Annotated in this window: 22 protein-coding genes; 14 read left to right on the forward strand and 8 right to left on the reverse strand. The window is 71.9% G+C overall.

What is annotated here, in order from left to right; all coding sequences use genetic code 11:
* Positions 1-52 precede the first annotated feature (52 nt).
* The gene (locus tag ABEA24_RS02995; RefSeq protein ID WP_345429045.1) at positions 53-901 is read left to right on the forward strand and encodes an SGNH/GDSL hydrolase family protein; all 849 of its coding nucleotides are present in this window, start codon (positions 53-55) and stop codon (positions 899-901) included.
* An 11-nt stretch (positions 902-912) separates the two neighbouring features.
* Here the strand turns inward: ABEA24_RS02995 and ABEA24_RS03000 are convergent, their stop codons facing one another.
* Positions 913-1,500, reverse strand: a complete 588-nt coding sequence (locus ABEA24_RS03000; RefSeq protein WP_425551145.1) for a class I SAM-dependent methyltransferase — start codon at positions 1,498-1,500, stop codon at positions 913-915.
* Positions 1,501-1,646: 146 nt separating this feature from the next.
* Between ABEA24_RS03000 and ABEA24_RS03005 the strand changes: the two genes are divergently transcribed.
* From ABEA24_RS03005 to ABEA24_RS03030, 6 genes are all read left to right on the forward strand, one after another.
* Positions 1,647-2,528, forward strand: a complete 882-nt coding sequence (locus ABEA24_RS03005; RefSeq protein ID WP_425551132.1) for a sugar phosphate isomerase/epimerase family protein — start codon at positions 1,647-1,649, stop codon at positions 2,526-2,528.
* Positions 2,525-2,719, forward strand: a complete 195-nt coding sequence (locus tag ABEA24_RS03010; protein WP_345429048.1) for a hypothetical protein — start codon at positions 2,525-2,527, stop codon at positions 2,717-2,719. Before ABEA24_RS03005 ends, ABEA24_RS03010 begins: the two co-directional genes overlap by 4 nt.
* The gene (locus tag ABEA24_RS03015) at positions 2,716-3,300 is read left to right on the forward strand and encodes a TetR/AcrR family transcriptional regulator (protein ID WP_345429049.1); all 585 of its coding nucleotides are present in this window, start codon (positions 2,716-2,718) and stop codon (positions 3,298-3,300) included. Before ABEA24_RS03010 ends, ABEA24_RS03015 begins: the two co-directional genes overlap by 4 nt.
* Positions 3,301-3,516: 216 nt before the next feature.
* Positions 3,517-4,239, forward strand: a complete 723-nt coding sequence (locus ABEA24_RS03020) for an ABC transporter ATP-binding protein (protein ID WP_345429050.1) — start codon at positions 3,517-3,519, stop codon at positions 4,237-4,239.
* A complete protein-coding gene (locus ABEA24_RS03025) occupies positions 4,236-4,970 on the forward strand; it encodes an ABC transporter permease (RefSeq protein WP_345429051.1) in 735 nt (244 codons plus the stop codon). The genes ABEA24_RS03020 and ABEA24_RS03025 overlap by 4 nt, the downstream gene beginning before the upstream one ends.
* Before the next feature lie 107 nt (positions 4,971-5,077).
* Positions 5,078-6,004 carry a proline dehydrogenase family protein gene (locus ABEA24_RS03030; RefSeq protein ID WP_345429052.1) on the forward strand — a complete coding sequence of 309 codons (927 nt, stop codon included), beginning with the start codon at positions 5,078-5,080 and terminating at the stop codon, positions 6,002-6,004.
* Positions 6,005-6,160: 156 nt separating this feature from the next.
* On the opposite strand, the gene ABEA24_RS03035 is transcribed toward ABEA24_RS03030, so the two are convergent.
* Together ABEA24_RS03035 and ABEA24_RS03040 are read right to left on the reverse strand one after the other, a co-directional pair.
* A complete protein-coding gene (locus ABEA24_RS03035) occupies positions 6,161-9,457 on the reverse strand; it encodes a S8 family peptidase (protein ID WP_345429053.1) in 3,297 nt (1,098 codons plus the stop codon).
* Between the two features lie 154 nt (positions 9,458-9,611).
* Positions 9,612-12,896: a S8 family serine peptidase gene (locus tag ABEA24_RS03040; RefSeq protein ID WP_345429054.1), complete on the reverse strand. Its 3,285-nt coding sequence runs from the start codon at positions 12,894-12,896 to the stop codon at positions 9,612-9,614.
* A 148-nt stretch (positions 12,897-13,044) separates the two neighbouring features.
* Between ABEA24_RS03040 and proC the strand changes: the two genes are divergently transcribed.
* On the forward strand, positions 13,045-13,839 hold the full coding sequence (gene proC, locus ABEA24_RS03045; protein ID WP_345429055.1) for a pyrroline-5-carboxylate reductase: 795 nt from the start codon (positions 13,045-13,047) through the stop codon (positions 13,837-13,839).
* Between the two features lie 81 nt (positions 13,840-13,920).
* The gene (locus ABEA24_RS03050; protein ID WP_345429056.1) at positions 13,921-14,319 is read left to right on the forward strand and encodes a hypothetical protein; all 399 of its coding nucleotides are present in this window, start codon (positions 13,921-13,923) and stop codon (positions 14,317-14,319) included.
* 84 nt (positions 14,320-14,403) lie between these two features.
* On the opposite strand, the gene ABEA24_RS03055 is transcribed toward ABEA24_RS03050, so the two are convergent.
* The 3 genes from ABEA24_RS03055 to ABEA24_RS03065 are packed head-to-tail and all read right to left on the reverse strand — an operon-like array spanning position 14,404 to position 16,026.
* On the reverse strand, positions 14,404-15,378 hold the full coding sequence (locus ABEA24_RS03055; protein WP_345429057.1) for a DNA-3-methyladenine glycosylase family protein: 975 nt from the start codon (positions 15,376-15,378) through the stop codon (positions 14,404-14,406).
* A gap of 46 nt (positions 15,379-15,424) precedes the next feature.
* Entirely contained in the window at positions 15,425-15,673 is a 249-nt protein-coding gene (locus tag ABEA24_RS03060) for a hypothetical protein (RefSeq protein ID WP_345429058.1), read from the reverse strand.
* A gap of 5 nt (positions 15,674-15,678) precedes the next feature.
* The gene (locus ABEA24_RS03065; protein WP_345429059.1) at positions 15,679-16,026 is read right to left on the reverse strand and encodes a DUF6247 family protein; all 348 of its coding nucleotides are present in this window, start codon (positions 16,024-16,026) and stop codon (positions 15,679-15,681) included.
* A 247-nt stretch (positions 16,027-16,273) separates the two neighbouring features.
* Here ABEA24_RS03065 and trpS point away from each other — a divergent pair, with 247 nt between their 5' ends.
* Complete coding sequence (trpS, locus tag ABEA24_RS03070) at positions 16,274-17,254, forward strand: tryptophan--tRNA ligase (protein ID WP_345429060.1); 981 nt, start codon at positions 16,274-16,276, stop codon at positions 17,252-17,254.
* Positions 17,255-17,404: 150 nt separating this feature from the next.
* On the opposite strand, the gene ABEA24_RS03075 is transcribed toward trpS, so the two are convergent.
* Positions 17,405-18,448, reverse strand: coding sequence for an alpha/beta hydrolase (locus ABEA24_RS03075; protein ID WP_345429061.1), 1,044 nt, complete (start codon positions 18,446-18,448; stop codon positions 17,405-17,407).
* Between the two features lie 126 nt (positions 18,449-18,574).
* On the opposite strand from ABEA24_RS03075, the gene ABEA24_RS03080 reads away from it, so the two are divergent.
* The 3 genes from ABEA24_RS03080 to ABEA24_RS03090 are packed head-to-tail and all read left to right on the forward strand — an operon-like array spanning position 18,575 to position 20,625.
* Positions 18,575-19,249, forward strand: a complete 675-nt coding sequence (locus tag ABEA24_RS03080) for a FadR/GntR family transcriptional regulator (protein ID WP_345429062.1) — start codon at positions 18,575-18,577, stop codon at positions 19,247-19,249.
* Entirely contained in the window at positions 19,246-20,430 is a 1,185-nt protein-coding gene (locus ABEA24_RS03085; protein ID WP_345429063.1) for a CynX/NimT family MFS transporter, read from the forward strand. The genes ABEA24_RS03080 and ABEA24_RS03085 overlap by 4 nt, the downstream gene beginning before the upstream one ends.
* Before the next feature lie 48 nt (positions 20,431-20,478).
* On the forward strand, positions 20,479-20,625 hold the full coding sequence (locus ABEA24_RS03090; RefSeq protein WP_345429064.1) for a hypothetical protein: 147 nt from the start codon (positions 20,479-20,481) through the stop codon (positions 20,623-20,625).
* Positions 20,626-20,628: 3 nt separating this feature from the next.
* Here ABEA24_RS03090 and ABEA24_RS03095 read toward each other — a convergent pair whose 3' ends face one another.
* Positions 20,629-20,802, reverse strand: coding sequence for a DUF1272 domain-containing protein (locus tag ABEA24_RS03095; RefSeq protein WP_345429065.1), 174 nt, complete (start codon positions 20,800-20,802; stop codon positions 20,629-20,631).
* A gap of 52 nt (positions 20,803-20,854) precedes the next feature.
* On the opposite strand from ABEA24_RS03095, the gene ABEA24_RS03100 reads away from it, so the two are divergent.
* Positions 20,855-22,018 (forward strand): acetoin utilization protein AcuC, encoded by a 1,164-nt coding sequence (locus ABEA24_RS03100; protein ID WP_345429066.1) that lies wholly within the window; start codon positions 20,855-20,857, stop codon positions 22,016-22,018.
* The last annotated feature ends 2 nt before the right edge of the window (positions 22,019-22,020 follow it).

Genomic DNA, 22,020 nt, shown 5'->3' on the forward strand with positions numbered 1-22,020 from the left:
GGATCCTGTCCGCCGGGTCTTACTGGCGGCCAGAGGGGCAGGGGAGGGTGCGATGCGCAGGTGGATGGCGCTCGTGGCGATGGTTCCGGCGCTCATCATGGGCGGCCCGGCGCGGGCGGCCGGCGGCCGCTACGTCGCGCTCGGCGACTCGTTCACGTCGGGGCCCTTCATCCCGCACCGGCACGGCACGCCGATCGCCTGCCTGCGCTCCGACCACAACTACCCGGCCATGGTGGCGCGGCTGCTCGAGCCGACCGCGTTCACCGACGTGAGCTGCAGCGCCGCCACGACCGAGGACATGACCCGGGCCCAGCCCGTCCTGTTCGGGCACAACGTCCCCCAGCTCGACGCGGTGACCCGGGACACCACGCTGGTGACGATCGGTATCGGCGGCAACGACATCGGCTACAGCCGCATCGTCCTGGCCTGCGCGACGCTCAGCCTCACCGCGCCCCACGGGGCGCCCTGCACGCGGCACTTCGGCGCGACCCTCGACCAGCGGATCGCCGCGACCGCACCGAAGATCGCGGCGCTCCTGCGGGACGTGCACGTCCGCGCGCCGCGCGCCCGCGTCCTGCTCGTCGGCTATCCCCGCATGCTGCCCGCCCGTACGGGCTGCTGGCCGACCGTTCCCACGGCCGACGGCGACGTCCCGTTCCTCGACGGGTTCGAGCGACACCTCAACACGATGCTCGCCGAGCAGGCCCGGCTGGGCGGCGCGGGCTTCGTCGACGCCTACACCAGCGCCCAGCGGCACGACATGTGCGCCGCCGACCGGTGGGTCGAGGGCATCCTCGTCACCAGCCCCGCCGCCCCGGTCCACCCGAACGCCAAGGGCATGCAGGCCGTCGCCGACCGGGTCCTCGCGGCGCTCGGCGCGTCCCGCGTAGCCGCCGACTGACGGGGTAGTTGTCAGTAGTGCCGCCACCATAGGTTGACGGCGTAGTCGACCTCACAGCCCTCGACCTCGCCGAGGAACTCCTCGGCGAGCTCGGCCGGAAACTCGATCTTCAGTACGGCCTCGAGGTCCGCGCGGTCGTCGAAGCGCCAGCGAATGTCCAGCGGCGTACGGGAGAACCCATGCCGAGACCAGAACCGCTCGACCGCATCGGGGTCGTAGGACGGCAGCCAGCGCCGGAACCACGTCCCGAAGGTCGACCGCGTGGCGTCGTTGTCGATGACGAACGCCGCGCCGCCGCGCCGGACGACCCGGCCGAGCTCCGCCAGTCCCGGTTCGGAGCCCGGCCCGAAGAAGTACGCCCAGCGGGCGTGGACCACGTCCACCGACCTGTCGGGAACGGGCAGCGCCTGGGCCGCTCCGACACGCACGGCGACGTTGGCGACCCCGGCCACCCGGCGGCGGGCCAGCCCGGCCAGGCCCGCGTGCGGTTCGACGCCCACGACCTTGCCGGCGGTCCGCGCGAACGCGGGCAGGTGGAAGCCGGTGCCGCAGCCCACGTCGAGCACGACCGCGCCGTCCCAGGGCCGGATCTCCCGCATGGCCTGCTCGATCCGGCCGTCCGGGTCGGCGGCGCGGTTCTCGAGTTCGTAGACCTGCGGACTGTTCCAGATGTTGGGGCTCGCTATGGCTCCGGCGGCGATCACGCCTCCACGGTAGACGCCGGGACGGCGGGCCGGACCAGGCGATGGAACGCATAGGCTTGCCGATTGTGGAAGAAGTCCTCCAGGTCCCCGACGCGCCCATCGTGCTGTCCTCGGCGTCGGTCTACCCGGAGAAGACGCCGGCCGCGTTCGACCTCGCCGCGCGCCTCGGGTACGACGGCATCGAGATCATGGTCACCGCCGATCCGGCGAGCCAGGACATCGACGTGCTGCGCAGACTCTCCGACTATCACCAGGTCCCCATCACGTCGATCCACGCCCCGTGCCTCCTGCTCACCCAGCGCGTCTGGGGCCGGGAGCCCTGGGGCAAGCTGATGCGCTCCAAGGACGCCGCCGAGAAGCTCGGCGCCGACGTCGTCGTGGTGCATCCCCCGTTCCGCTGGCAGCGGGAGTACGCACGCGAGTTCGAAGAGGGGCTCGCCCGCATGCAGGAGGAGACCGACGTCGTCTTCGCGGTGGAGAACATGTTCCCCGTGCGGGCGCGGACGGCCGAGGTCGGCATGTACTCCCCGCACTGGAACCCCGTCGACCAGCCGTACCCCAACGTCACGGTCGACCTCTCGCACGCCGCCGTGTCCGGCTCCGACCCCCTCGAGATGGCGGACGCCCTCGGCGACCGGCTCGCGCACATCCACCTCGCCGACGGCATCGGCATCGTCAACCGCGACGAGCACCTGGTCCCCGGCCGGGGCAACCAGCCGTGCGCCGAGCTGCTGGAGCGCCTGGCCGCCCAGCGCTACACCGGCCAGGTCGTCGTCGAGATCAACACCCGCCGCGCCGTCGACCGCGACCAGCGCGCCGACGACCTCGCCGAGTCGCTGGCGTTCGCCCGCCTCCACCTGGCCGCGGCCGCCCCCGTCGGTTCGTGGCAGGTGAACTCCGAGGGCGAGGTCTCACCGTCGTGACCGCCGCCGCGGCTCCGTCGCCCGTACGGGCCGCGCCGGGACGTCCGGCCGTACGCGACCGCGTCGGTGGTCGTACGGGCCGCGTCGGTGACGCTCGGCCGTACGCCGTGCGGGAGGTGTCGCAGGTGACGGCGCCGACGACCGTACGGGCCGTGCCGGAGCGTACGCGGCTCGGGGAGGCTCGCGGATGACGGCGCCGACGCGCCGCCCCGGGCGCCGGCCGGGTCCCACCTCGTCGCGTGAGGACATCCTGGCGGCCGCGCGGGTGCTGTTCGGCGAGCGCGGCTACGACAAGGCCTCGATCCGGGCGATCGCCCGCGAGGCCGGAGTGGACCCGGCGTTGGTCCACCACTTCTTCGGCGCCAAGGAGGAGCTCTTCGCGGCGGCCATGGAGTTCCCGGTCGATCCGGGAGTGTTCCTCCCGCAGGTGCTGAGCGGTCCGCGTTCGGAGCTCGGCGAGCGGCTGACCCGGACGTTCCTGCGGATCTGGTCGGATTCGCGGCTCAGGCCGCAGTTCATCGGCATCCTCCGGTCGGCGGCCACCACCGAGCAGGGGGCGGCGCTGCTGCGGGAGTTCATCACCGGCACGATCCTCGCCCGGGTCGCCGAGGCCCTGGGCACGCCGCGGCTGAACGTCACCGCCGCGGCGGCGCAGATGGTCGGCGTCGTGATGCTGAGGTACGTCCTGGAGGTCGAACCGCTGGCGTCCGCGACCGAGGACGAACTGGTGGCGCTGCTCGCGCCGACCCTGCAGCGCTACCTCGGCGACTGAGCCCGCCGCAGCGGCACCTCGCCGGGCCGACCCTGCGGCGTCAACTCGGCGACTGAGCCCGCCGCGGCGCCACCTCGCCGGGCCGACTCTGCGGCGCTACCCCGACGTCTGAGCCTGCGCCGGCGCCACCGCGCCGTCCGGGCCCGTCGCGTCCTTCGGCGGGACGGCATCCCCAGGACCCTTGACGGCGCCGTACTGCGGGCATAAATTCAACGCATGATGAATTGTGCCGTCGAGGTCCGGGACCTCCGCGTCGCCAGGGGCGGGCGGACGGTCCTGCACGACCTGACCTTCGAGGTGCCGCGCGGCGCCGTCGTGGGGCTGCTCGGGCCGAGCGGCTGCGGCAAGACCACGCTCATGCGCGCGATCGTCGGCGTGCAGATCGTCCAGAGCGGCACGGTCACCGTCCTCGGCCACTCGGCCGGCCACCGCGAGCTGCGCCGCCGCGTCGGCTACGCCACTCAGAACCCGGCCGTCTACGCCGACCTGACCGTCCGGGAGAACCTCCGGTACTTCGCCGCCGTGCTCGGCGCCGGCCGGAGCGACGTGGACCGGGTCGTCGAGGAGGTCGGCCTGGCCGGCGCCCGCGACCAGGTCGCCGCGAGCCTGTCCGGCGGGCAGCTGCACCGGGCGAGCCTCGCCGTCGCGCTCCTGGGCCGGCCTGAGCTGCTCGTCTTCGACGAGCCCACCGTCGGGCTGGACCCGGTGCTGCGCGGCGAGCTGTGGGAGCTGTTCCACGAGCTGGCCGGCCGGGGCGCGACGCTGCTCGTCTCCAGCCACGTCATGGACGAGGCCGCCCGGTGCGAGCGGCTGATCCTCATGCGCGAGGGACGGATCCTCGCCGACGAAACCCCCGACGCGCTCCGAGAGCACACCGGCACCGACGACCTCGAACAGGCGTTCCTCAAGGTCATCGAGCGGGAGAAGGTGGCGTCGTGAGCCCGGCCATCACGCTCGCGACGGCGCGGCGCATCCTGACCCAGCTCCGCCACGACCACCGCACGCTCGGCCTGATCGTCGGCCTCCCCACGCTGCTGATGATCCTGCTGCGCTACGTCCTCGACCGGCCGGAGGCCTTCGACCGGTACGGGCCGATGCTCCTGGCCGTCTTCCCCTTCACCGTGATGTTCATCGTGACGAGCATCGCCACGCTGCGGGAGCGGACCGGCGGCACGCTGGAGCGGTTGATGACCATGCCGCTCGGCAGGCTCGACCTGCTCCTCGGGTACGCGCTCGCCTTCGGCCTCACCGCCCTCGTCCAGGTCGGGGTCGCCGCCACCGTCGCGCTCACCTGGCTGGGCCTCGACCTGCGCGGCTCGGTGTGGACGTTGCTCGCGCTGACCCTGCTCGCCGCGCTGCTCGGCGTGGCGCTCGGGCTGTTCGCCAGCGCGTTCGCGCGTACGGAGTTCCAGGCGGTGCAGTTCATGCCGGCCTTCGTGCTGCCGCAACTCCTGCTGGCCGGGCTGTTCGTGCCCCGCGACGAGATGGCCACGGCACTGCGGTGGGCGGCCGACGCGATGCCGCTGGCCTACCTCGTCGAGGCGATGCGGGAGCTGACCGGCCATACGGCGCTCACCGGGACGCTCGTCCGCGACATGACGGTCATCGCCGGCTGCACCGCCCTCGCCCTGCTGCTGGGCGCCGCCACCCTCCCGCGTCGTACCCCCTGATCCGCGCTCCGGCGCTCCCATGATCCTCGTTCACCTGGGCGATCAATGGCTGGCATAGCCTGATGGGCGATCGGGACAGTGTGGTCCCTCGGGAGGAAGGGGGAACCTTGCTCCGCCAGGCTCTCTTGGCCGCCTCACGCAGCGGTGGCGTACGCCGGATCGTCGAGACCGCGCCGTACACCAGAAGCGTCGTCCGCAGGTTCGTCGCGGGAGAGACCGCGGCCGACGCCCTCGCCATCACCGACGGGCTCGTCTCCGATGGGCTGATGGTCACCATCGATCATCTCGGCGAGGACACCGTGGAGGCCGTCCAGGCCAAGGCGATCACCGCCGAGTACGAACGACTCCTCGAGCGGATCGCCGAGGCCGGGTACGGCTCCCGCGCAGAGGTGTCGGTCAAGCTCACCGCGCTCGGGCAGTTGCTCCAGGACGGCGAGCGGACGGCCCTGGAGAACGCCCGGCGCATCTGCACGGCCGCCCGCAACGCCCGCACGACCGTGACCCTCGACATGGAGGAGCACACCACGGTCGACTCCACCCTGCGCATCCTGAAGGAGCTGCGGCAGGACTTTCCCGACACCGGGGCGGTCATCCAGGCGTACCTCCGCCGCGCCGAGGAGTACTGCGCCGACCTCGCCGATGAGGGGTCGCGGGTCCGGCTCTGCAAGGGCGCCTACAACGCGCCCGACTCGGTGGCGTTCACCGGGAAGGACGCCGTCGACAAGTCCTACGTCCGGTGCATGCGGGTCCTGATGGCCGGGCGCGGGTACCCGATGATGGCCACCCACGACCCCCGGCTCATCGAGATCGCCGGGGCCCTCGCCGTACTCAACGAGCGCACGCCCGACAGCTTCGAATACCAGATGCTGTACGGCATCCGCCCGAACGAGCAGCGCCGGCTGACCGAACTCGGCGGGCAGGTGCGGGTCTACATCCCGTACGGCGCGGAGTGGTACGGCTACCTCATGCGGCGGCTGGCCGAGCGGCCCGCCAACGTCGGCTTCTTCCTGCGGTCGCTCGCCTCGAAGTCCTGAGGTGCGTGGGAGAGGCGGACGGGCCCCGGCTCAGGGGATAACGCACCGGGAGGTGCGAGCCGGGGCCGTCCGCCGAAACCCGGGCCCCAAGGCCCGGGTTCGGGACATACATGTCCCGATCTTTATTGCCCTTTCGGGCCGATTGGTTTCCCTCGATCAGCCTCCGGTGTAGGCGCGGATGATGGTCTGGTCGATCTTTCCGCCGCCGTTGTCGGTGGCCTGGACCCGCAGGGACACCGCCTGGCCCTTCGTGACCTTGGGAAGCTTGGCGGTGTACTTGCCGCCGGTTCCCGCGGTGACGGTGACGGCCTTCCAGGTCTTGCCGTCGTCGAGGGAGGTCCACAGCTTCAGGCCGGTGGCCTTGGCAGCGGCCGATCCCTTGACGCGGGCGACGGTGAAGGTCGCGGTGTCACCGCTGGGGTGGTTGAGCAGGTCCAGCGGCAACGCGTAGTCCACGGTCAGCAGCGGCACCCGCGTCTCACCCGGCTTCGACCGGAACGTCCACGTCGTCGACGTCTTGGTGGAGATGGGCAGCGCCGCGGACACGTCGGTGGTGTAGTCGAGCCGGTAGGTGCCGGCCTTCTCCGGGACGGTGAAGTCGCCGATGTACCCCTGGACCTTGCCGGACGCCGCCTTGCCGTCCGCGTACAGGCGCATCGACCGCTTGATCTTCTTCTCCCAGACATCGTCGCCGGCCTGGTTGTCCAGGCCGTCCGGCTCGTTCTGGGTGTCGTTCAGCTCCACGTGGATCCCGTCACCGGTCCGGGTGACCGGCTCGATCGCGTATCCCAGCATCGGATCGGTGGCCGAGTACGGTCCGGGGTGGAACGGCGAACGGAACCAGTTCATGGTGTACCGGTGGCCGGCCGCGTAGTGCCGGAGCGGCAGCTGGGCGAACCAGGGGAACTCGGTGAAGCTCCCCTCGAGACCGGCCTCCTCCAGCCAGCGGACGCCGGGCTCCCCGGTGACGTAGTCGACGCGCGTCGACCCGGTGGTGACCTGGTTGCCGCCGCCTTCGCTCACCAGGTATCCCACCGGAGACATGCCGTAGCGGTGCGGGTCGACCGCGGTCTTGGTCGAGCCGTCGACCGAGCCGAATCGCTGGTCGAGGCGGGCGAAGTCCTTCAGGTCGGGCTTGTAGTCGACCGAGGCGGGAACCCTGCCGCCGAGGTCGTGCAGCACCGAGTAGACGGTCTTCGCGCTGTCCAGGGCGAACGCCGCGTAGGCATGGAACGAACCGGTCCGTGCCGTGCCGGTCGGGACGCTGTAGACCGCCGGCGACGCGGTGCCGTCGAACACGGCGACGTCGACCGCCCAGTTGAATCCGCCGGCCGTGCGCTCGACGTGCAGGGTCGGGTCGGCCATCGTGGTGCCCGGCGCGGACGCCTTCACCGGCTTGGCCTGGGCGCCGTCGAGGGTGACGGTCGTGTCGCCGGTCACCGACACCTCCGGCGTCCCCGCGAACGCCATCCGCGTCTTGTTCTTCGTGTCGTCCCAAACGGCGCCGAGGACGGCGTACCGCCCGGCGGGCACCCGCAACGTCGTGGTCCCGGTCGCGCCCACGGTGGCCTGACCGTTGAACAGGTTCGGGTCGTCCACGCTGACCACCGACGCCCCCGCGCCGAAGGCGCCACTCGGCGTGCCCGGCAGCGCGGTCGCCTTCACCGTCAGCGTGTGCAGGACCGGTTCGGCGTAGGCGCCCACCGGCGTGCGCAGCGACACGCCGGTCGCGGTCGCGGTCACCACCCCGCTGTAGCCGCCCGCGGTCGTGAGCCCACGGGGGTCCAGGGTGACGGCGGCGGACGCGGACCCGCCCGCGGGAACGGTGACGGAGGCCGGCACGCTCAGACCCTTGGCCGCGTGGCCCGCACGGTCGGCCAGGGTGGCCGCGAGCTTCAGCGTGACCGGCTTGGCGCCCGTGTTCGTCCAGCTCAGCTGCTTGGTCAGGGCACCGGTCGCGCCGTGCGGGATCGGCCCGAAGGAGGCGGCGGGCTGGTCGCCGATGACGGTGGCCGCCGTCGCCGCGCCGACGTCGAGCCGGCCGCCGCCGACCTGGAAGACGGTTCCCGGCACTCCGTGGGCGGTGGACACCAGCGCGGCCTTGAGCCGGGCGGCCGTCCAGGAGGGGTGCTTCTGCAGCAGGTCCGCGGCGGCCCCGGCGACGTGCGGGGTGGCCATGGAGGTGCCGCTGGAGGAGGTGTAGCGGGAGTCCACGGGCGTTCCCATGGAGGTCCCGGCGGCGCGCGCGGCGATGATGTCGACGCCGGGGGCGGAGATCTCCGGTTTGACGGTCCCCTGGTCACCGCGGCTGGAGAAGTCGGCGACCTTGTCGTGGCCGTCGACCGCGCCGACGGTCAGCGCCGAGGCGGCGATTCCGGGGGTGCCGACGGTGTTCGTAGCCGGCCCGTCGTTCCCGGCCGCGATGACGAACAGCGTGTTGTTCTTGGCGGTGAGGTCGTTCACGGCCGTGGACAGGGGATCGTTGGCCGGGTCCTCGACCGGGCCGCCGAGGCTCATGCTGACGATCCTGGCCTTGGGAGCGGCCCACTCCATTCCGGCGATGATGCCGGATTCCTCGCCGCCCCCGTCGTCGCCGAGGACCTTGCCGATGATCAGGTCGGCGTCGGGGGCGACGCCCTTGCGCGCGCCCTTGGCGGCCGCACCGGTGCCCGCGATCGTCGCGGCGACGTGCGTGCCGTGCCCGAAGCGGTCGACCGTGTCCTTGGCCTGGCTGAAGTTCTTCTGCTCGGCGATCCGGCCCTTCAGATCCGGGTGGGTGGCGTCGACGCCGGTGTCGAGGATGGCGACCTTGACGCCCTTGCCGGTGGCGCCGGCCTTCCAGGCGGCGGGGGCGCCGATCTGGGTGAGGTTGTGGTCGAGGGCCAGGGCATGGACCTTGCGGTCGAGCCAGATGTGCTTGACGCTCCCGGCGAGTGCGCTGCGGGCCAGCGCGGGCCCCTGGGACTTCGGCTGGTGTACGGCGGTGGCGCCGAGACTGTGCAGCGTCCTGCCCGCCGCCAGCGCCTTCACCGCGCCGCCGCCCTGCACGATCAGCGGCAGGTCGGACCGCTTGGCGTCGTCGTCACCCTCCTGGATCAACGTGGTGACGTCGAACAGCGCCGGGTCGTACAGCTTGCCGACCTTCCCGACGACGTCCCCGGGGATCACCTTGACGGTCCCGTCCGGCCGGATGTCCTTGAGGAACGGCACGTTGCCGCGTCCGGAGCCGGGCTTCACCGACACGAGGGGAGGGCGATTCTTCACGGTCCGTACCTGCACGACGTCCCCGGTGACCAGCGTCACCTTCCAGGACCGGCCCGCAGGGAGCCTCGCCGCCTTCGCGGCCTGCGAGGACGTCGCGGTACGGGCGGGCGTGGCGTGTGCGGCGGCCGGGACCCCGGCGACCGCGGCACCGGCGAGGGTGATCGCCACGCCCGCGCTGAGTCTTCTCATTCGGCGACTCGATTCTCTTGGACAACATCTGTCACAGAGGATTGGTCGCAGAACCCGGGATGTTTCCGACGAATTCCGGATGTATTCGGGCGGATGCTCCGAGTGGCCGGTGATCCCTGGCGGTCGCCGGCGCGGCGACCGCCAGGGAGACGGCTCAGTTGCCGGTGTAGGCGCGGATGACGGTCTGGTCGATCTTGCTGCCGCCGGAGTCGGTGGCCTGGACGCGCAGGGACACGCCCTGGCCGTTGCCGGCCTTGGGGAGCTTGGCGGTGTATTTGCCGTTGCTCCCGGCGGTGACGGTGGCTTCCTGCCAGGTGGTGCCGTCGTCGAGGGAGGTCCACAGCTTCAGGCCGGTGGCCTTGGCGGTGGCGGATCCCTTGACGCGGGCGACGGTGAAGGTGGCGGTGTCGCCGTTCGGGTGGTTGAGCAGGTCCAGCGGCAGGGCGTAGTCCACGGTCAGGAGCGGCACCCGTGTCTCACCCGGCTTCGAGCGGAACGTCCACGTCGTCGACGTCTTCCCCGACACCGGCGTGAGTTTCGAGGTGTCCAGGTCGTAGACGAGCCGGTAGGTGCCGGCTTTGGCGGGCACGCTGAAGTCCCCGTAGGAATGCGCACTCGTGCCGGCGAGGCTGTCGTCGGCGTAAAGCTTCATCGAGTGAGTGGCCTGCCCAGGCAGGTCGTCACCAATGGCGACCGTGCAGTCGAATCCGTCGACGCGGTCCTGAAGGGGCACCAGTTCGACGTGGATGTTCCCGGGCGCGCGGGTGACCGGCCGAGGAACGCAAAAGCTGCCGGTCTCCCCGGTCGCGGAGTACGGACCGGGCCGGGTCGGCTGGCGCATCCAATCCTCGGTGTACACCCCGCCGGGGGAGTACGTCCGTACGGTTTCCTGAGGGAGCCGGCCGACCGTGTCATTCGCCGGCCCGGCCTCGTCCTGCCAGCGGACCCCGCCGGTGGCGGTCACGTAGTCGGTGCGCGCCGAGCCGGCGGCGACGTCTTCAGGTGTCTGGTCGACCATGAAGCCCGCGGGGGTCACGCCGCGCCGTACGTGCCTGACGGGCGTGCTCGTGTCGCCGCCGAGCGCGTGGAAACGCTCGTCGATACGTGCGAACTCCTCCTGGTCCGCGGTGTAGTCGATCTTGTCGGGGACCCGGGAGCCAAGGTCGTGCAGCAGGCTGTAGACCTTCGTGCCGTCATCACTCGACACTCGGCCGCCGACGTAGACATTCAAGGTCCCGGTCTTCGGGGCGTCGATCGGGGTGCTGTAGAGGGTCGGATAGTCGAGCTGGAAATTCCAGATGCCGTCAGCGGTGCCGCGTTCGATCTGGAGGGACAGGTCGCTCATCTTCGACGCGCCCGGGGCTGCGATCTTCACCGGTTCGGCCTTCGAAGCGTCCAGTGACAGCGCGGTGTCCCGGTCGACGTTCACCTCTGAGGTGCCCGCGAGCGCGATCGGCGCCGACTCCGAACCCGTCTCCTCGATCAGACCGAGCACGATGTAGCGGCCGGTTGCGACCGGCACCGTGGCGACACCCGAATCGTCGATCGCCGAAAGGGTCGAGAGGGTGTTCGGGTCGTCCAGGTTGATCACCCACGCCTCCGCCACGGTGCTCCCCTTGGGCGCGTCCGGAAGGGGCGTTGCCTTGAGAGTGAGTGTGTGGGTCTCCGGTTCGGCGAACGCGCCGAGTGGGGTGCGCAGCGTGACGCCGCCCGCCTGCGCGGTGACCGCACCGCTGTAGTAGCCGCCGGTGGACAGGCGGCTGGGGTCGAGGGTCAGCGTCGCGGACGCCGAGCCGCCCGCCGGGACGGTCACCGACGCGGGCACCTGGACGGCGCCGGGGTCGTGGCCGGCGTGGTCGGTGAACGCCGCCGACAGCCGCATTTCCACCGGCGAGGAGCCGGTGTTGGTCCAGCTCAGCTTCTTGGTCACGGTCTGCGTCGAGCCGTGGGGGATCCGGCCGAACGCGACGCCGGAGTCGTCCGCGGTGACGGTCGCCGCGACGGCGGCCGCCACGTCGAGACGCCCGGCGCCCACCTGGTACACGCTGCCGGTCACGGCGTGCGCGGTCGACGTCAGGGCCGCTTTCAACCGGGCCGGCGTCCAGTCGGGGTGCTTCTGCAGCAGGTCGGCCGCGGCTCCGGCGACGTGAGGTGTCGCCATCGAGGTGCCGCTGGCGGCGGTGTAGTACGCGTCCACCGGGCTGCCCATCGTCGTGCCGGCGGCCCGGGCGGAGACGGTGTCGACGCCGGGCGCGGCGATGTCCGGCTTCAGGAGACTGCCACCACGGCTGGAGAAGTCGGCCGGCTTGTCGTCGCCGTCGACGGCACCGACGGTCAGCGCGGCGGGCGCGATACCGGGGGACCCGACGGTGTCGGCGTCCGGCCCGTCGTTGCCGGCCGCCACGACGAAGAGCGTGCCGTACTGGGCGGTGAGGTCGTCGGCGGTCTTCGCCACCGGGTCGCTGTCGGGGTCGGCCGTGTCATCGACCGGGCTGCCGAGACTCATGCTGACGATCTTGGCCTTCGGGGCCGCCCACTCCATGCCCTTGATGACGTCCGACTCGTAGCCACTGCCGGTGTCGTCCAGCACCTTGCCGATGAGCAGGTGGGCGTCCGGGGCGACGCCTTTGCGTTGGCCGTGGGCGGCGGCGCCGGTACCGGCGATGGTGGCGGCCACGTGGGTGCCGTGGCCGAACCGGTCAACCGTGTCCTTGCTGTCGGTCGCGAAGTTCTGCTGCTCGGCGATCTGGCCCTTCAGGTCCGGGTGCGTGGCGTCGATCCCGGTGTCCAGGACGGCGACGTCGACGCCCTTGCCGGTGGCTCCGGCCGTCCAGGCGGCGGGAGCCCCGATCTGCTCCAGGTCGCGGTCCAGCTTCGTGGCCTTCACCTTGCGGTCCAGCCAGATGTGCTGCACGCCGGAGGCCAGCTTTCCGGAGGCGGTCAGCGCGGCCGGGCGCTTGCCCTTGGGCTGGCGTACGGCGGTCGCGCGGACGGCCTTCAGGCTGCGTCCCTGGGCATCGCCGCCCTGCACGATCAACGGGAGGGTCGAACGTGAGGCGTCGTCGTCCCCCTGTTCGATCAGCGTGGTGACGTTGAAGAGCGCGGGATCGATCTTCTTGCCGATGAGTCGTCCTACGTCGACCGGGATGACGCGGATCGTTCCATCAGGCCGGATGTCCCGGACGAACGGCACGTTCGTCCGGCCCTTTCCCGGCTGGACGGACACCATCGGTGGGCGGTTCTTGACCGTATGGACCTGGACGGTGTCCCCGGTCACCAGGGTCACCTTCCACGATCGGCCCGCGGGAAGCCTGGCCGCGGCCGTCTTCGCGGCCTTCGGGGTCTTGGGGGTGGCGGGGGTGGCGTGCGCGGTGGCCGGGAATCCGGTGGCCGCGAGTCCGGCGAGGGTGATGGCCACGCCCGCTCTGGGTCTTCTCATGCAGCGACTCGATCCTCATTGACAACATCGGTCGCAGAGGATCACCCGCAAGAGTCAGTTCCTTTCCGCCGCTTCGACGGCCGCCAGGTCACGGACCTGACGGGGCGGGCGGCTCGGTACGCTTCTGGGAGACGGGAGGCTGACGAAGATGATCGCGATTCTCGGTGCCGGAAAGATGGGCGAGGCACTGCTGTCCGGGGTGCTGCGGGCCGGGCGCAAGTCGTCCGAGCTGCTGGTCACGACGCGGCGCGAGGAGCGCGGGGCGCAGTTGCGCGAGCGGTACGGCGTCCAGGTCGTCACCAACGCCGAGGCCGCCGCGACCGCCGACACCCTCGTCCTGGCCGTCAAGCCGCAGGACATGGGCACGCTGCTCGCGGAGCTGAAGGACCACGTCCCGGCCGGGCGGCTGGTCATCTCCCTGGCGGCGGGCATCCCGACCGCGTTCATCGAGGAGCGGCTGCCCGAGGACGTCGCGGTCGTCCGGGTGATGTCCAACACGCCCGTCCACGTCGACGAGGCGATGAGCGTGATCTCCGCCGGCACGCACGCCGGTGAGGAGCACCTCAAGCTGACCGAGGAACTGCTGAGCCCGGTCGGCAAGGTGCTGCGCATCCCCGAGTCGCTGCAGGACGCCGCGACCGCGCTGTCCGGCAGCGGCCCCGCGTACTTCTACTACCTCGTCGAGGCGATGGTCGACGCGGGCATCCTGCTCGGCATGCCGCGCGCCGCCGCGCTCGAGATGGTGATCCAGTCGGCGGTCGGTGCGGCGGTCATGCTGCGCGACTCCGGCGACCACCCGGTCATGCTGCGCGAGGCGGTCACCTCGCCCGCCGGCACGACGATCTCGGCCATCCGCGAGCTGGAGCGCCACGGCGTCCGCGCCGCCGTCATCGAGGCCATCGAGGCCGCCCGCGACCGCGGCCGCGAGCTCGGCGCCGGCTGACCCGCGAAGCTTTTTCGGCCGGGAGGTGCATTTCTCGGCCGGGAATTGAACCGATCGGCCCGTGGGAACGGTAAGACGGGTATGGGCCTGATACTTCGCCTGCTCGTCGTCGCGGGACTCGCGGCCGACGCGATCATTCACATCCATCTGGCCGGGGACATGGGATCGCCGGGCGGCGGCCTCTCGGAGGGCACGCTGTTCTGGATCCAGGGGATCGTCGCCGCGCTCGTCGCCATGCTGGTGCTCGTGCGCGCCACCCGGCTCACGTACGGCATCGCCTTCGTCGTCGCGGCCAGCGCGCTCGGCGCGGTGCTCCTCTACCGGTACGTCGACGTGGGGTCGCTCGGACCTCTACCGAACATGTACGAGCCGGTGTGGTACACCGAGAAGGTCGTCACGACCGTCGCCGAGGCCGTGGCGACCGTCGCGGCGGCGCTCGGCCTCTGGCACGTCTCCACCCGGGAGCGCGTCAGCGGGTGACCGGCGGTCTCGACGATCCCGGCACGCGTGGCCGGGGTCAGCGGGTGACCGGCGTTTCTCGGCGATCCCGGTGTGGGGAGCCGGTCAGCGGGTGACGCGGCGGCCCCGGGCGATCTCCGCCGTCTCCAGCTCGCGCCGGACGCGCAGCAGCAGCCCCACCCACGACCGGTAGGGCCGCCAGGCCTCGGCGATCGCCGCGAGCCGCGCCGGACTGGGGTCGTGCAGGCCGTACTCGTGTGCCATCTCGTCGTGCAGCCGGCGCTCGGAGGCGGGGAACACATCGGGGTGCCCCGCGCCCCGGATGAGGATGAGCTCGGCGGAGAACAGCCCGATGCCGGGGATCCGCTGTAGCTCGACGAGGGCCTGCGCGGTCTCCATGGCCCGCAGCCGCCCGGCGTCGAGGTCGCCGTCGAGCGCGGCGCGGGCGATGCCGTGCAGCCGCTCGATCTTGACCGGCGGCAGCCCCGGCACGTCGGTGACGGTCAGCAGCCGCTCCGGACCGGGGAAGCTCGCGAGTCCGCCGACCCGGTCGCCGAGGCGCTCGGCCATGCGCTGCTTGATCGCGGCCGCCTGCACGATGCGGATGCGGTGCCCGATCACGCTCCAGCAGGCCGCCTCGTACGGCGAGTGGAACAGCACCGGCCGCAGCCCCGGATGCTCCTGCCGCAGCCGGGCGACGTGCGGGTCGTCGATCGCGGCGAAGCCCGTGCCGTCGACGTCCAGCGAAAGGATGCGCCGGGCGTGCTCGGTGGCCGGGCCCACGTCGTCGGGGTGCGCGTCGATCTCGGCGAGGACCCGCGTCTCCCGCTCGCCTCCGGGACGCCCCAGGACGCCGCCTTCCCCCGTCGTCGAGTCCCTTCGGCTCGCTCCCAGGTCACCCTCCTGGCGGAGCCGGACGCCGACGGGCCGCCACGACGGCGCGGCGGGGAAGGCCAGCGCGAGCGTGCCGCGATGCCGTCCCGCGTCCGGCCGCCCGGCCGGCGTGAACCCCTCGAGGAACCGGATGCTCGCCGCCAGGTCGAACGGCCCGCGGACGGGCAACGCGACTGTTTCCGTCATACCGCGATGGTCGCACCGAGGTCGGACTTTTTTGGCGAAGCCTGGCTCAACCGGCCCACATGACGTAATGGATGATCACCACGCCGAGGTCGTCCCACGGCTGAAACTCAACGATGCCGAACCCACCGAACACGGCTTCTCGGAAGCCTGGAGCGTCGGCCGACGCCGTGATCATCGGCTCATAGGGGTCCTGGAGAACGTCCACGAGCGTGAGACGGAGAGCTTTCGCCGCCGACTCGGGCAGGCCGGCGATCTGACGGATCGCCTGAGGGGTTAACTGGACCCTGAACGCCACGAATGCTAACCGTAGCGGTGTGTATGCGCTCTGGTAGCGAATTCGTTCCAGTCGGGAAAGGCCTCTTCGACCGGGACGGTGTCCGCGGTCCCGTTGAGGATCGCCTGGCGGCTGGCGTCGAGATCCTCGTAGTAGTTCGGATTCTGCTCGAGCACGTTATCGAGGATCCTCACCTTAGTGGCCCATCTCTCGAGTTTGTGCTGCAGGATCCGGTATCCGGCGGGGTCGTGGGCCGCGTCGACGGCCTCCCGGTAGTCCTTGAGGAACACGGAGCGTTCGCGTTCGGGCAGGCTGCGGAGGATGATCTGCGGGTCGCGCGGGTCCTCATAGTGCTCTACCGGCTGGGCGCTCATGGTGCAAGCGTATGCTCACCAACGCTTCCACGTCGGCAGGGTCGGCCAACTGAACGCTCACGTTTCATGGCCGTACCGGCGCCCGACGTTTCCGGTGGTCTAGACTGACGCCATGCGAGGATCGCTGAGCAGTAGCTGGTGGGCCGCCTGACGGCGGCCGATCCATTCTCGCGATCCATCCAACGGCCGCCGCCTCGGCGGCCGTTACCCGCGCGCCGGCGAGGCGGCTCTGTCCCAGGGAGTCACCGTGGCCCGCGTTCTCAGTCTCTTCACCCCGTCCGGCCGTCCGACTCTCGGCAACCTGCTCGGCGCGCTGCACCCGTCCGCGCAGCGGCTCGGCCCGGACGCGTCCCGTACGGACCACGTGTACGGGATCTCCGACCTGCACGCCCTCACGACCCCGCACGACCCGGCGCTGCTGAACGAGCGGTCCCTGGAACTCGCCGGCCTGGCGGTCGCCGCCGGGATCGACCCGGCGCGGTGCGTGTTCTTCCGGCAGAGCGCCGTCCCCGCGCACACCGAGTTGTCGTACCTCCTGGAGAGCACCGCCTACTACGGCGAGATGCACCGGATGATCCAGTTCAAGGAGAAGTCGGCGCGCCAGGAGGCCGTCCGCCTGTCGCTGCTCACCTACCCGGCGCTGATGGCCGCGGACATCCTGCTCTACCAGGCGACCGAGGTGCCGGTCGGCGCGGACCAGTCCCAGCACGTCGAGCTGACCCGTGATCTGGCCGAGCGCTTCAACCGGCAGTACGGCCCGGTGTTCGCGCTGCCGCGTGCGGTGCACCCGGCCACGGCGGCCCGCGTCATGGACCTGGCCGAGCCGTCGCGGAAGATGAGCAAGTCGGTCGACTCCCCGGGGACGATCTACCTGCTCGACCCGGTCGACGTCGTACGACGCAAGGTCATGCGGGCGGTCACCGACTCCGGGTCGGAGGTGGCGTACGACCCGGAGGGCAAGCCCGGGGTGTCCAACCTCCTCGACATCCTGTCCGCGTGCACGGACGTGCCGGTCGAGACGCTGTCGTATGCCTCGTACGGCGCGCTGAAGCGGGACACCGCCGACGCGGTGATCGGGCTGCTCGAGCCGCTGCAGAAGCGGTACGACGAGATCGCCGCGGATCGCGCCGAGCTGGAGGAGGTGCTGCGGGCCGGAGCCGAGCAGGCCCGCGCCCTGGCCGAGCCGACGCTCGCGGCGGCCAGGAAGGCCATCGGGCTGACCGCCTGAAGAGAGCCCACCGCCCGGCCGCCTCGAACGACGCGGCCGGGCGGCCGACGGCGCCGCGGGAGGCACGGTGCCGGCGGTACCAGTCAGGCAGCCCCGGGGCGAGTCAGGCGGCTACGGGACATCGGCGGCGGGCCAGGGCGGCTCCGCGAGTCAGGCGGCTGCGGGGGGTGGGGCGTCGGCGGCGGGCCGGGTCGCCTCGGGGAACGAGCCGTGGTCGACATTGCGGCGGATGAATCGGGCGGCCTCCCGCATCGCGGCGTCGGCCTCCGGGAGCAGCCGGTTGAACATCTGGAAGACGTGCATCTGCCCGGGCCACACCTGTAGCTCGTACACGGCTCCCGCCTCGGCCAGCACCTCGGCGAACCGCTCCGCCTCGTCGCGCAGCACCTCGATGCCGCCGACCTGGATGAGGAACGGCGGAAGGTCGGCGCTCGCGCAGTTGAGCAGCGACAGCCTTGGATCGCTCCAATCACCGGACCCGACGTACAGCCGGCCGAATCGCGTCGCGACGGCCGGGACGATGAACGGATCTTTGCGCAGCATCTGCGAGGTCGTCGCCAGCTCGCCGGTCAGGTCGATCCAGGGCGAGAACAGCGCGACGCCGGCGGGCTTCGGCAGGTCCGTACGGCAGGCCTCGCCGGCCAGGGAGGCCGCGAGATGCCCGCCGGAGGAGTCCCCCACGACGGTGATCCGCTCCGGGGGCAGGCCGCGCGCCAGCAGCAGCCGGTAGGCGTCCAGCGCGTCCTCGAACGCCGCCGGGAACGGGTGCTCGGGCGCCTGCCGGTAGCGCGGCACGAGCACCGGCATGCCCGTCTCCATCGCGAGGCGAGTGGTGATCACCCGGTGGGTGCGCGGGGAGCAGATCGCGTACGCCCCGCCGTGCAGGTAGAGGACCACGCCGTTCCGCGCGTCGCCGCCGGGCGGGCGGAGCCACTCGCCGCGGACCGGCCGCCGGATCTCGGGGCTCTCCACGCACGGGTCGTTGAACGGCTCGACGCTGACGCGCGGATCGGCGCGCAGGCAGTAGGCGCCCGCGCCCAGGAGGCTGCGCCACAGCCGGACTCCGGCCGGGCCGCCCTTGACGCGGCCGGAGAAAGGCCGGATCCCCAGCCGGATGGCCGCGGCGAGCGCGCGGCTCTGCGAGCTGGGGATCCGTTCGTACGGTGGGATCTCGGCGTCTTCGACGTTGGCCAACGCAACCGCCCCCTAGGCCAGGAGTCACCTACTTAGTTAGATGCCCCACATGTCCGCTTCTTCACGTCACAAACATGTAGAGTTGGACATCAGACGTCTGACATCTGGCAGGAGAGAGGTCCCGGCGTGTCGCTACAGCCGGTGCAACGCGGGTCGGCGGTCGAGGCCGTGCTCGACCAGATGCACGAGCAGGTCGCCTCCGGCGCATGGCCGGTCGGCGCCCGGATCCCGGGCGAGCACGAGCTGAGCGCCCTGCTGCGGGTCAGTCGGCCCGCCGTCCGCGAGGCGATCCGCGCCCTCAGCCACGTCGGCGTGCTGGAGGTACGCCGGGGCGACGGCACGTACGTGCGCAGCGCCGCCGACCCGCGTCCGCTGCTGCGGCGGGTCGAGCGGGCGTCGCTGCGCGACGTCTTCGAAGTGCAGCTCGCCTACGACGTCCAGGCGGCCAAGCTCGCGGCGGTGCGCCGCACCGCGGACGACCTGAGCCGTCTCGAGGCGCTCCTGCGCGACCGCGACGCCGCCGATGATCCGGCCGCCTTCGGTGAGGCGGACTCCCGGTTCCACCTGGGCGTCGTCGAGGCGGCCGGCAACCCGCTGCTGGCCGAGGCGTTCCGGTTCTTCCGGCACCGGCTGCGCGAGTCGCTGAGCGTGCTCCGCGAGGACCGCGACCTGCCCGAGGCCGGTCCCGCCTTGCACCACGCCGTGCTGCAGGCGATCGCCGAGGGCGACGCGGAGGCGGCCGGCCGCGTGGCGGCCGCCATCGTCGAACCGACCCTTCGCGCGCTGGAGGATGTCCTGTGAGGCGTTACGCCGGGATCGTGCTGATCGTCCTTGTCGCGCTGAACCTGCGCCCGGCGATCGTCGCGGTCGGCCCGCTGCTCAGCCAGATCCAGGGCGACCTGCACCTGTCGGGCGCGGCGGCGGGCGCGCTGACCACGCTGCCGCTGGTGTTCTTCGGCTCGTTCGGGCTGGTCCTTCCCCTGCTGCGGCGCTCGCCGCGCGGGGAGCCCCTGCTGGTCGGCAGCATGCTCCTGCTCGTCGTCGCCCTGCTGGTGCGCGTGCTCCCCTCGCAGCTCGCGCTGTTCGGCGGGGCGCTCCTGGCCGGGATCGCGATCAGCGTCGGCAACATCGCCGTCCCGGCGATCATCAAGCGGGACCACCCGCAGAAGATCCTCGCCGTCACGGCGGTCTACACGATCGCGGTGACCTGCGGCGCCGCCGTCTCCTCGGCCATCGCGGTGCCGATCGAGCACGCCGCCGGGTCGACCTGGCGGCTGCCCCTCGCGCTGCTGGCCATCCCGGCGGCCCTGGCCGCCGTCGCGTGGCTGCCCCGCGCCCGGACGGCCGTCGCCGCCGTACCGCCCGCCGCCGGATCGCCCCAGGTGTGGCGCTCGGGGCTGGCCTGGCAGGTCACCGCGTTCATGGGGATCCAGTCGCTCACGGCGTACGTCGTCTCCGGCTGGCTGCCGACCCTCTGCCAGGACCGGGGGCTGAGCGAGACGGCGGCCGGCTACGCCCTCGGCGTCACCAGCCTCCTGCAGGCCGTCGGCGCGCTGGCCGTCCCGGTGATCGAACGCCGGCTGCGCGACCAGCGGCCCCTCGTCGCGCTGACCGCCGTGCTGGGCGTGATCGGCTTCGCGGGCATCGCCTGGGCCCCGATCGGCTCGGTCTGGCTGTGGATCATCGTGCTCGGGCTGGGACAGGGCATCGGGTTCGCCACCGCCCTGTCGTTCATCGGCCTACGCGCCCCCGACGCGCACGTCGCCGCCCAGCTGTCCGGGATGGCGCAGGGCATCGGCTACGTCATCGCCGCCCTCGGCCCGCTCGCCATCGGCGCGCTGCACGACGCCACCCACGGTTGGAGCGTTCCCTCCAGCGTGATGCTGGTCGTGTTCGTGGCCCTGGTCGTGCCCGGCCTCGGTGCAGGCCGTACCCGCACGATCGGCGCCGAGCCCGAACCCGTCCTCGTCAGCCGCCGCTGACCTTCGGCGCGGTCTCGGTGATCATGACGCCCCGCATGCCTGCTCGCGGTGCCGCTCCTCACCACCGACTTCGACTACCGGTACGTCCTGCCGGCGGTGCCCTTCGCCTGCACGGCGGCGTCCCTGGCGATGCCCCAGCGGCGTTCCGGCCGCCGTGTGGAACGGCCTGTGGAGCCCGTCACGCTGCCGAGGTGAGCGTCAGATGCGGGTGGGGCGACGGACCAGTTCGCCGGCGCAGTTGGGGCACTTGTGGGCGAGCTGCCGCGTGCAGGGCCCGCAGTACGAGCACTCGAAGCTGCAGATGTAGGCCAGGCCGTTCTGGTCAAGGGTTGCGGCGCAGCGCTCGCACGCGCCGCGCATCTCGAGCGCCATGGCCGCGCAGCCTACATGTAGCGTGACCGGTGGGGTCCACCGATCGGGAGGTATGCCGGTGAGTGCCACGTTTCGGGTTTTCTGGGACGACCGGCTGCTGTCGTACGACTTCGGGGCCGAGCATCCGCTGAACCCCGTCCGTGTCGAGCTGACGATGGCGCTCGCCCGTGAGCTCGGCGTGTTCGACGCGCCCGGCGTGTCGGTCGAGGGGTTCGAGCCGGCCGACGACGCGCTCCTGACGCTCGTCCACGACCCGGCCTACATCGAGGCCGTACGGGCCGAGCGGCTGGACGTCGCGCGCGGGCTCGGGCTGGCCGACAACCCGGTCTTCTCCGGCATGCACGACGCGTCCGCGCTGGTGGCGGGGGCGTCGGTGGCGGCCGCGCGGGCGGTGTGGACGGGCGAGGCCGAGCACGCCGCCAACGTCGCCGGTGGGCTGCACCACGCGATGCACGGCGCGGCGTCCGGGTTCTGCGTGTACAACGACCCGGCCATCGCCATCGCCTGGCTGCTGGAGCAGGGCGCCGAGAAGGTCGCGTACGTCGACGTCGACGTCCACCACGGCGACGGCGTGCAGGCGGCCTTCTACGACGACCCGCGGGTGCTCACGATCAGCCTGCACGAGACGCCGCGCACGCTCTTCCCCGGCACCGGGACGCCTCAGGAGACCGGTGCGAAGGGCACGTCGGTCAACGTCGCCCTGCCGCCCGGCGCCGGCGACCGGCACTGGCTGCGCGCCTTCGACGCCGTCGTGCCGCCGCTGCTGCGGCAGTTCGCCCCGGAGATCCTGGTCACCCAGCAGGGCTGTGACAGCCACGAGCTCGATCCGCTGGCCCATCTGACGCTGAGCATCGACGGGCAGCGCGCCGCGTACCAGGCCCTGCACCGGCTGGCCCACGAGACGGCCGGCGGCCGCTGGATCCTGACCGGCGGCGGCGGTTACGAGCTCGTCCACGTGGTCCCGCGCGCCTGGACCCACCTGCTGGCCGAGGCGTCGGGGCGGCCGATCCCGCCGGACACACCGACCCCGGAGTCCTGGCGCGAGTTCGTCCGTGGCCGTACCGGGCGGCACGCGCCCGAACGCATGACCGATGGAGCCGACACGGAGGTGCGAACGTGGGAGAGCGGGTACGACCCGGCGGATCCGGTGGACCGGGCGGTGATGGCGACACGGCAGGCGGTGTTCCCGGAGCACGGCCTGGACCCGATGATGTGATC

The sequence above is a fragment of the Actinoallomurus vinaceus genome, from assembly GCF_039542055.1.
GTDB lineage: Bacteria > Actinomycetota > Actinomycetes > Streptosporangiales > Streptosporangiaceae > Actinoallomurus > Actinoallomurus vinaceus.

What these genes read in the sequence shown, in the direction of transcription:
- ABEA24_RS02995 (WP_345429045.1), top strand. Translation starts at nt 53, where the DNA reads ATGCGCAGGTGGATGGCGCTCGTGGCGATGGTTCCGGCGCTCATCATG.
- ABEA24_RS03000 (WP_425551145.1), bottom strand. Translation starts at nt 1,500, where the DNA reads ATGCGGGAGATCCGGCCCTGGGACGGCGCGGTCGTGCTCGACGTGGGC.
- ABEA24_RS03005 (WP_425551132.1), top strand. Translation starts at nt 1,647, where the DNA reads ATGGAACGCATAGGCTTGCCGATTGTGGAAGAAGTCCTCCAGGTCCCC.
- ABEA24_RS03015 (WP_345429049.1), top strand. Translation starts at nt 2,716, where the DNA reads ATGACGGCGCCGACGCGCCGCCCCGGGCGCCGGCCGGGTCCCACCTCG.
- ABEA24_RS03020 (WP_345429050.1), top strand. Translation starts at nt 3,517, where the DNA reads ATGATGAATTGTGCCGTCGAGGTCCGGGACCTCCGCGTCGCCAGGGGC.
- ABEA24_RS03035 (WP_345429053.1), bottom strand. Translation starts at nt 9,457, where the DNA reads ATGAGAAGACTCAGCGCGGGCGTGGCGATCACCCTCGCCGGTGCCGCG.
- ABEA24_RS03040 (WP_345429054.1), bottom strand. Translation starts at nt 12,896, where the DNA reads ATGAGAAGACCCAGAGCGGGCGTGGCCATCACCCTCGCCGGACTCGCG.
- proC (WP_345429055.1), top strand. Translation starts at nt 13,045, where the DNA reads ATGATCGCGATTCTCGGTGCCGGAAAGATGGGCGAGGCACTGCTGTCC.
- ABEA24_RS03050 (WP_345429056.1), top strand. Translation starts at nt 13,921, where the DNA reads ATGGGCCTGATACTTCGCCTGCTCGTCGTCGCGGGACTCGCGGCCGAC.
- ABEA24_RS03055 (WP_345429057.1), bottom strand. Translation starts at nt 15,378, where the DNA reads ATGACGGAAACAGTCGCGTTGCCCGTCCGCGGGCCGTTCGACCTGGCG.
- ABEA24_RS03065 (WP_345429059.1), bottom strand. Translation starts at nt 16,026, where the DNA reads ATGAGCGCCCAGCCGGTAGAGCACTATGAGGACCCGCGCGACCCGCAG.
- ABEA24_RS03095 (WP_345429065.1), bottom strand. Translation starts at nt 20,802, where the DNA reads ATGGCGCTCGAGATGCGCGGCGCGTGCGAGCGCTGCGCCGCAACCCTT.
- ABEA24_RS03100 (WP_345429066.1), top strand. Translation starts at nt 20,855, where the DNA reads ATGCCGGTGAGTGCCACGTTTCGGGTTTTCTGGGACGACCGGCTGCTG.